At 60.9% G+C, this 6,250-nt stretch carries 7 protein-coding genes and 1 riboswitch; of the genes, 1 reads left to right on the top strand and 6 read right to left on the bottom strand.

Annotation, left to right across the window (positions count from 1 at the left end):
• The 6 genes from trpS to MTX36_RS22935 form a co-directional block, all read right to left on the bottom strand.
• Positions 1–1,035, bottom strand: coding sequence for a tryptophan--tRNA ligase (gene trpS / locus MTX36_RS22910; protein WP_243621948.1), 1,035 nt, complete (start codon positions 1,033–1,035; stop codon positions 1–3).
• A 26-nt stretch (positions 1,036–1,061) separates the two neighbouring features.
• Positions 1,062–1,556 carry a barstar family protein gene (locus MTX36_RS22915; RefSeq protein ID WP_243621949.1) on the bottom strand — a complete coding sequence of 165 codons (495 nt, stop codon included), beginning with the start codon at positions 1,554–1,556 and terminating at the stop codon, positions 1,062–1,064.
• Complete coding sequence (locus MTX36_RS22920) at positions 1,556–2,065, bottom strand: ribonuclease domain-containing protein (RefSeq protein ID WP_243621950.1); 510 nt, start codon at positions 2,063–2,065, stop codon at positions 1,556–1,558. Before MTX36_RS22920 ends, MTX36_RS22915 begins: the two co-directional genes overlap by 1 nt.
• Positions 2,066–2,074: 9 nt before the next feature.
• Positions 2,075–2,920 carry an exodeoxyribonuclease III gene (locus MTX36_RS22925; protein ID WP_308198243.1) on the bottom strand — a complete coding sequence of 282 codons (846 nt, stop codon included), beginning with the start codon at positions 2,918–2,920 and terminating at the stop codon, positions 2,075–2,077.
• 25 nt (positions 2,921–2,945) lie between these two features.
• On the bottom strand, positions 2,946–4,085 hold the full coding sequence (locus MTX36_RS22930) for an MFS transporter (protein ID WP_243621955.1): 1,140 nt from the start codon (positions 4,083–4,085) through the stop codon (positions 2,946–2,948).
• Positions 4,086–4,291: 206 nt separating this feature from the next.
• Positions 4,292–5,515 carry an NADP-dependent isocitrate dehydrogenase gene (locus tag MTX36_RS22935; RefSeq protein WP_243621951.1) on the bottom strand — a complete coding sequence of 408 codons (1,224 nt, stop codon included), beginning with the start codon at positions 5,513–5,515 and terminating at the stop codon, positions 4,292–4,294.
• Between the two features lie 305 nt (positions 5,516–5,820).
• Positions 5,821–5,964, top strand: a riboswitch (SAM riboswitch).
• 140 nt (positions 5,965–6,104) lie between these two features.
• Between MTX36_RS22935 and MTX36_RS22940 the strand changes: the two genes are divergently transcribed.
• Positions 6,105–6,250: PLP-dependent transferase (locus tag MTX36_RS22940; protein WP_243621956.1), on the top strand; the 146-nt coding region annotated here is incomplete at its 3' end.

Below are 6,250 nucleotides of genomic sequence, written 5' to 3' on the forward strand. Positions count from 1 at the left end.
TCAGCCCTTGGGTGTCAGGAAGCCGACCTTCTCGTAGACGGTCGCGAGAGTGCTCGACGAGACCTCGCGAGCGCGGTGCGAACCGGCTGCGATGATGCGGTCTAATTCAGCTTCGTCGGCAAGGTAGCCCTCCACCTTCGCTTTGAGCGGGGTGACGAACTCTGCCAGAACTTCAGCGGTATCGGATTTGAGATCGCCGTAGCCCTTGCCTTCGTAACCAGCCACCAGCTTGTCGATCGGGACACCCGAGAGAGCCGACTGGATGGTCAGCAAGTTGCTGACGCCGGGCTTGTTCTCCTGATCGAAGCGGATCTCGCGCTCGTTGTCCGTAACCGCGGACTTGATCTTCTTGGCGGAGACCTTGGGGTCGTCGAGCAGGTTGATCAGACCGGCGGGGCTGGCCGCAGACTTGCTCATCTTGGAGGTCGGATCCTGCAAGTCGTAGATCTTGGCCGTGCCCTTGATGATCTGCGGTTCAGGGATGACAAATGCCTTGCCGTAGCGCGAGTTGAAGCGGCCTGCCAGATCGCGTGCAAGTTCGAGGTGCTGACGCTGATCCTCGCCCACCGGAACACGCTGCGGGCGGTACAGCAAGATATCGGCAGCCATCAAAACCGGATACGTGAACAATCCGACGCTGGCATTGTCACTGCCCTGCTTGGATGACTTGTCCTTGAACTGCGTCATCCGACTGGCCTCACCGAAACCGGTGATGCAGTTCAGAACCCAGGCGAGCTGAGCGTGCTCAGGAACCTGACTCTGAACAAAAACTGTTGCGCGATCCGGATCGATACCGATCGCGAGAAGCTGAGCCACAGCAACTTTGGTGCGTCGACGCAGTTCCTTGGGATCCTGCGTCACAGTGATGGCATGCAGATCCGGGATGAAGTAGAAGGCGTCGAAATCGTCCTGCAACGGTACCCACTGCTGCAACGCTCCCAGGTAATTGCCGAGGTGGAAGGAATCCGACGTCGGCTGGATACCGGAAAGCACGCGAGGCTTGGTTGTGGGCGTCTGTTCTGCAGAGGTCGACATGGTTCCGATCTTTTCACGAGGTAGTTTCAGCGCGGCGCTGTGGTGTCCGGGTAGTCGAGTTCGAAGAGTTCGGCGGCAAAGGACTCCGCGCGATCGGTACCGAACTGGTAGGCAGTCCGAAATGCTGTCGGCGCCCATTCTTCGGCGTAGAAATCCATGGACTCCCGGAACCAGGCCACCTGATCCGGTTCACCGCTCAGCAGCAATTCGGCGTCGCTGACCAGGACGACAAACCCCGCGCCGAGGCCGAGCACGTCGTCCAGATCACGCATCACGTCATCGAACGCGTCTTTGTTGCGCCCGAAATGGGACGGGAATTGGAAGGCCGCCGCAAACTCGTCGTACACCCGCGAAATGGTCTGCATGCGCGCACCACGAACGATGCGGACGACATAGTCGGCAGTGCGTAGGTCGCGTGCCAACTCGTCCAGTCGCGCGGGCTCAGCCACCACTGCGACAGACGTGACATCCGATACCGGATCGAGCCATCGGTCCACATCGACGCGTCGTTGATCAGACATCAGCGAATCCTTGTGAAGGTGTCGTAGTGGTCCAATGTGAACCAGGCGGAACCATCGTTTCCGGTCACGATGCGTTCGGCATCACGGCCCTGACCGTTCTTCTTCGGGTTCACGTCCCACTCCTGATAAACGACGCGGCCGCCGCCCGCACCGACCGCCGGCAACCTGCCCTCGCTGTTGCGGAAGGTGATGCCGCCCTTGGTTCCTACCGAGTTCGCAGAGTCCGGCCAACGACCGGCGTCGACCTCCACCAGAGTCGCCAGAACCCGGGCCGGTGCATCGCTGGTGGCCTGCTTGGCTGTTGTCGTCTGCTTGGCCGTGGTTGGGGAACCAGCCTTGGTGGTGGTTCCCGGTTTGGCCTGCGTCGACGACGCCGCCGAAGTCGACGTGATTGAACCCGCCGTCGCCGAACTGTCGGAGTCCTGAGAGGACAGCACCATCGCTAGAACAACGGCTATCACCGCGACGACGACGGTGCCTACGGCCTTGAGTGTCTTGGCACTCGGCATATCGCGCCCCTACCGGTACGAGACGGTAACGGGAGCGTGATCGGACCAGCGCAGATCGTAGGACTCGGCGCGTTCCACCTCACCGGCCTTGGCGCGCTCGGCAAATGCGCGAGTGGATACCTGGTAGTCGATACGCCAGCCGGAGTCGTTATCGAAAGCCTTCCCACGATACGACCACCACGAGTACGGGCCCTCGACATCGGGATGCAACGTCCGGAACACGTCGACCCAGGGCGATGCCTCGGAGAAGAGGACATCCATCCACTCACGCTCGCTGGGCAGGAATCCGGAAGACTTCTTGTTGCCCTTCCAGTTCTTCAGGTCTGCTTCCTTGTGCGCGATGTTCCAGTCGCCACTGACAACGACATGCCGTCCGAGCGTTTCGGCTTCAGATGCCGTGGCTGACAGGTGCGCTGCGAACGAGTTCATGAATCGTTCCTTCGCCTCCTGCTTCGGAGTTTCGGCTTCCCCCGTCGGCAGGTACAGGCTCGCAACCGTCAGATCCGCGAAGTCCGCCTCGATGTAGCGACCGGCGTCCTGAAACTCGTCGTCGCCGAAGCCGATGCGGACGGCCTCAGCTTCGACGCGGGAGAGGATTGCCACACCGTTGCGTCCCTTCGCCGACGGCTCAGCCGAGACGAGGAACCATCCGTTCGACAAGGCAGGTTCGAGAGTCTCGTTCAACTGCTTGTCCGACGCCCGAGTTTCCTGGAGACAGATGAAATCCGCGTCGGTCTTCTCGAGCCACTCGAGCATTCCCTTGCGGGCAGCGGCGCGAATGCCGTTGACGTTCACAGAGGTGATCGTGTGTGGCGCGAGAATATGGGAGTCAGCTTTTTGAGGCACGGCAAGCACCGTAGCCGATGGTGCCGACGATCTTTCAGTTTGCCGCTCTACGCGCCATAATTACCGCCGCTGCCAGCACAACAAGGCCGGCGACGGCAAGTAGCGATCCGACTGCCGCCGGTGCGGTGTATCCGTATCCAGCCGCGATGACGACACCGCCGATCCAGGCTCCGAAGGCATTGGCGATGTTGAGCGCTGCATGGTTGAGCGAGGCTGCGAGAGTCTGAGCGTCTTCGGCGACGTCCATCAAACGCGTCTGCAATCCGGGGACCATCGACGAACCGGCCAGCCCGATCAGGAACACGAATACAAGAGCTGTGTACGGATTGCGGACCGCGAGAACAAAGATCGCCAGCACGATTGCGAGCGACGCCATCGAGATGAACAAGTTCTTCATCAGGGCGCGGTCAGCCAGGTATCCGCCGACGAAGTTGCCGGCCACCATGCCCAGGCCGTAGAGCATGAGCGCAAGCGGTATGAAAGAGGTTCCCAGTCCCGAGACGTCGGTCAGCGTCGTACTGATGTATGTGTACACCGCGAACATTCCGCCGAATCCGACCATGCCCACGATCAATGTCATCCACACCTGCGGACGGCCCAACGCCCCGAGTTCGGTGATCGGGTTGCTGGCGGGCATCGCGTCGAGTCTCGGAATCCAGATGAGCAGCGACAACACAGTTGCGACACCGATCACCGCGACCAGCGCGAAGGCACTACGCCACCCCACCGTTTGGCCGAGCCACGCTGCAACCGGAACGCCGAGGACATTGGCCACCGAGAGTCCCATCATCACCATGGCTACGGCTTTGGCACGCTTGCCCGGCTCGGCCAGGTGCGCGGCGACCAACGCCGCCACACCGAAGTACGCGCCGTGAGGCAAACCGGCAACAAATCGAGCCAGTATCAGCGTCTCGTACGACGGCGCAAACACGGAAGCCGCGTTGCCGACGGTGAAGGCGACCATGAGGGCAATCAGCAATGTGCGCCGTGGGATGCGCGCTGTGAGCGCTGCGAGCAACGGAGCACCCACAACCACCCCGAGCGCGTACGCGGAGATCACATGGCCGGCGGTGGGCTCGGAGACACCTAGTCCTGTTGCCATCTCCGGCAGTAGACCCATAGCGACAAATTCGGTGGTGCCGATGCCGAAACCACCCAGAGCCAGTGCAAGCATGGCCGCGCGCCGCCCGGAACGAGCACCGGAAGAAATGGCGGGTGCGGAGGCAGTTGGCGAAGTCACTGGTCAATTGTTGTCTCGAGGGTGGTTGAACTTCCAAGTGAGAGCGGGTGAGTTCACTCACGTGAGAGCGCGAACACTCCTCCAAACGCAGGATGGGACGCCCGGAATATCCGAGCGTCCCATGCGATGAAGCTGTGAAACTAGCGTGCTGCCATTGCCTTCTGCAGGTTTACGTCGAGCGCACCGAGGAATTCTTCGGTGGTCAGGTAACCCTGGTCGCCGCCGACGAGCATGGCGAGGTCCTTGGTCATCTGGCCTGCTTCGACGGTCTTGATGACAACGTCTTCGAGAGCCTGGGCGAAGCCGATGACCTCAGGAGTGTTGTCGAGCTTGCCACGGTGCTCGAGCCCACGGGTCCACGCGAAGATGGACGCGATGGGGTTGGTCGAGGTGGGCTTGCCCTGCTGGTGCTGACGGAAGTGACGCGTCACGGTGCCGTGAGCAGCCTCCGCTTCACAGGTCTTTCCGTCCGGTGTGAGCAGAACCGACGTCATGAGGCCGAGCGAGCCGAAGCCCTGGGCCACGGTGTCGGACTGGACGTCGCCGTCGTAGTTCTTGCATGCCCAGACGTAGCCGCCCTCCCACTTGAGTGCGGAAGCGACCATGTCGTCGATGAGGCGGTGCTCGTAGGTCAGACCTGCGGCATCGAACTCAGCCTTGAACTCAGTCTCGTAGACGTGCTGGAAGATGTCCTTGAAGGCACCGTCGTACGCCTTGAGAATGGTGTTCTTGGTGGACAAGTACACCGGGTAGTTCTGCTGCAGACCATAGGTGAGCGACGCGCGAGCGAAGTCACGGATGGAATCGTTGAAGTTGTACTGTCCCTGAACGATGCCGCCGTTCTCGGGGAAGTTGACCAGCTCGTGCTCGATCGGTGCGCTTCCGTCCTCAGGCGTGTAGGTGATCATCACCTTGCCGGGGCCGGGGACCTTGAAGTCTGTGGCGCGGTACTGGTCACCGAATGCGTGACGGCCGATGATGATCGGCTTGGTCCAGCCCGGGACGAGTCGCGGAACGTTCGAGATGATGATCGGTGCGCGGAAAATCGTGCCGCCGAGAATATTGCGGATCGTTCCGTTCGGGGAACGCCACATCTTCTTGAGCCCGAATTCCTCGACACGATCCTCGTCCGGCGTGATCGTGGCGCATTTGACGCCCACACCGTGCTTCAGAATCGCATGCGCGGCGTCGATGGTGACCTGGTCATCCGTCTCGTCGCGGTATTCGATCCCGAGGTCGTAGTACTCGAGGTTTACATCGAGGTACGGATGGATCAACTTGTCTTTGATGAACTGCCAGATGATGCGTGTCATCTCGTCGCCGTCGAGTTCGACGACGGTGCCCTCAACCTTAATTTTGGACATGGGTGTTTCGCGTCCTCCTAGGAAGTTTCCCTGGTTACACGGTTGCGGTCACACTTTGTGAGTGGGTCCGCGATCGGTTCGATTATCAAATCTAATCGGTGTGGGCTGATCCCGGGAGATGAGTCCCAAACAAGACAAGCGTACTGCTAAGCCTGAGAGTCGCAACCAGCAGCCCCTTCCCTTTGTCTCTACTGACCGGTAACTTTTACCTGCTAGTGGGCCACATCGCTTCGAACGACCACACGTAACGGCACGCACTTCGACCCGCGTCGTGCGCCGCCTTCACTCCCGGTAGAATTCGACTCGGTCATGAGTACCAGCGTCAAGCCCCGGCTCGCTGGACGGCAACCCTCCAACCGCGGTGGGGTGCCCCGGGTGATGACCAGGTCTCCTGAGGCGGGTCTGCGCACGCGCACATCCACTGCAATTTCAGGTGACAAGCGCGGGTCCGACAGGGACGGACCCCAGACCGGGCCGAGCCCTACGGAGGTTTTTCAGTATGTGTCGCACTTGTAGATAGGCCCCAGCACGGGGCGGCGATCATTCGCCCCCGTCCGACATCTATCCGTCTGACCACTGGAGTACAAAAATGACCGACAACACCGCTGACTGGTCCTTCGAAACCAAACAGGTCCACGCCGGCCAAACCGCAGACACCGCCACCAACGCGCGCGCACTGCCCATCTACCAAACCACCAGCTACGTCTTCGACAGCACCGACCACGCAGCAGCCCT

Source organism: Rhodococcus sp. ARC_M6 (assembly GCF_022810305.1).
Classification (GTDB): Bacteria; Actinomycetota; Actinomycetes; order Mycobacteriales; family Mycobacteriaceae; genus Rhodococcus_F.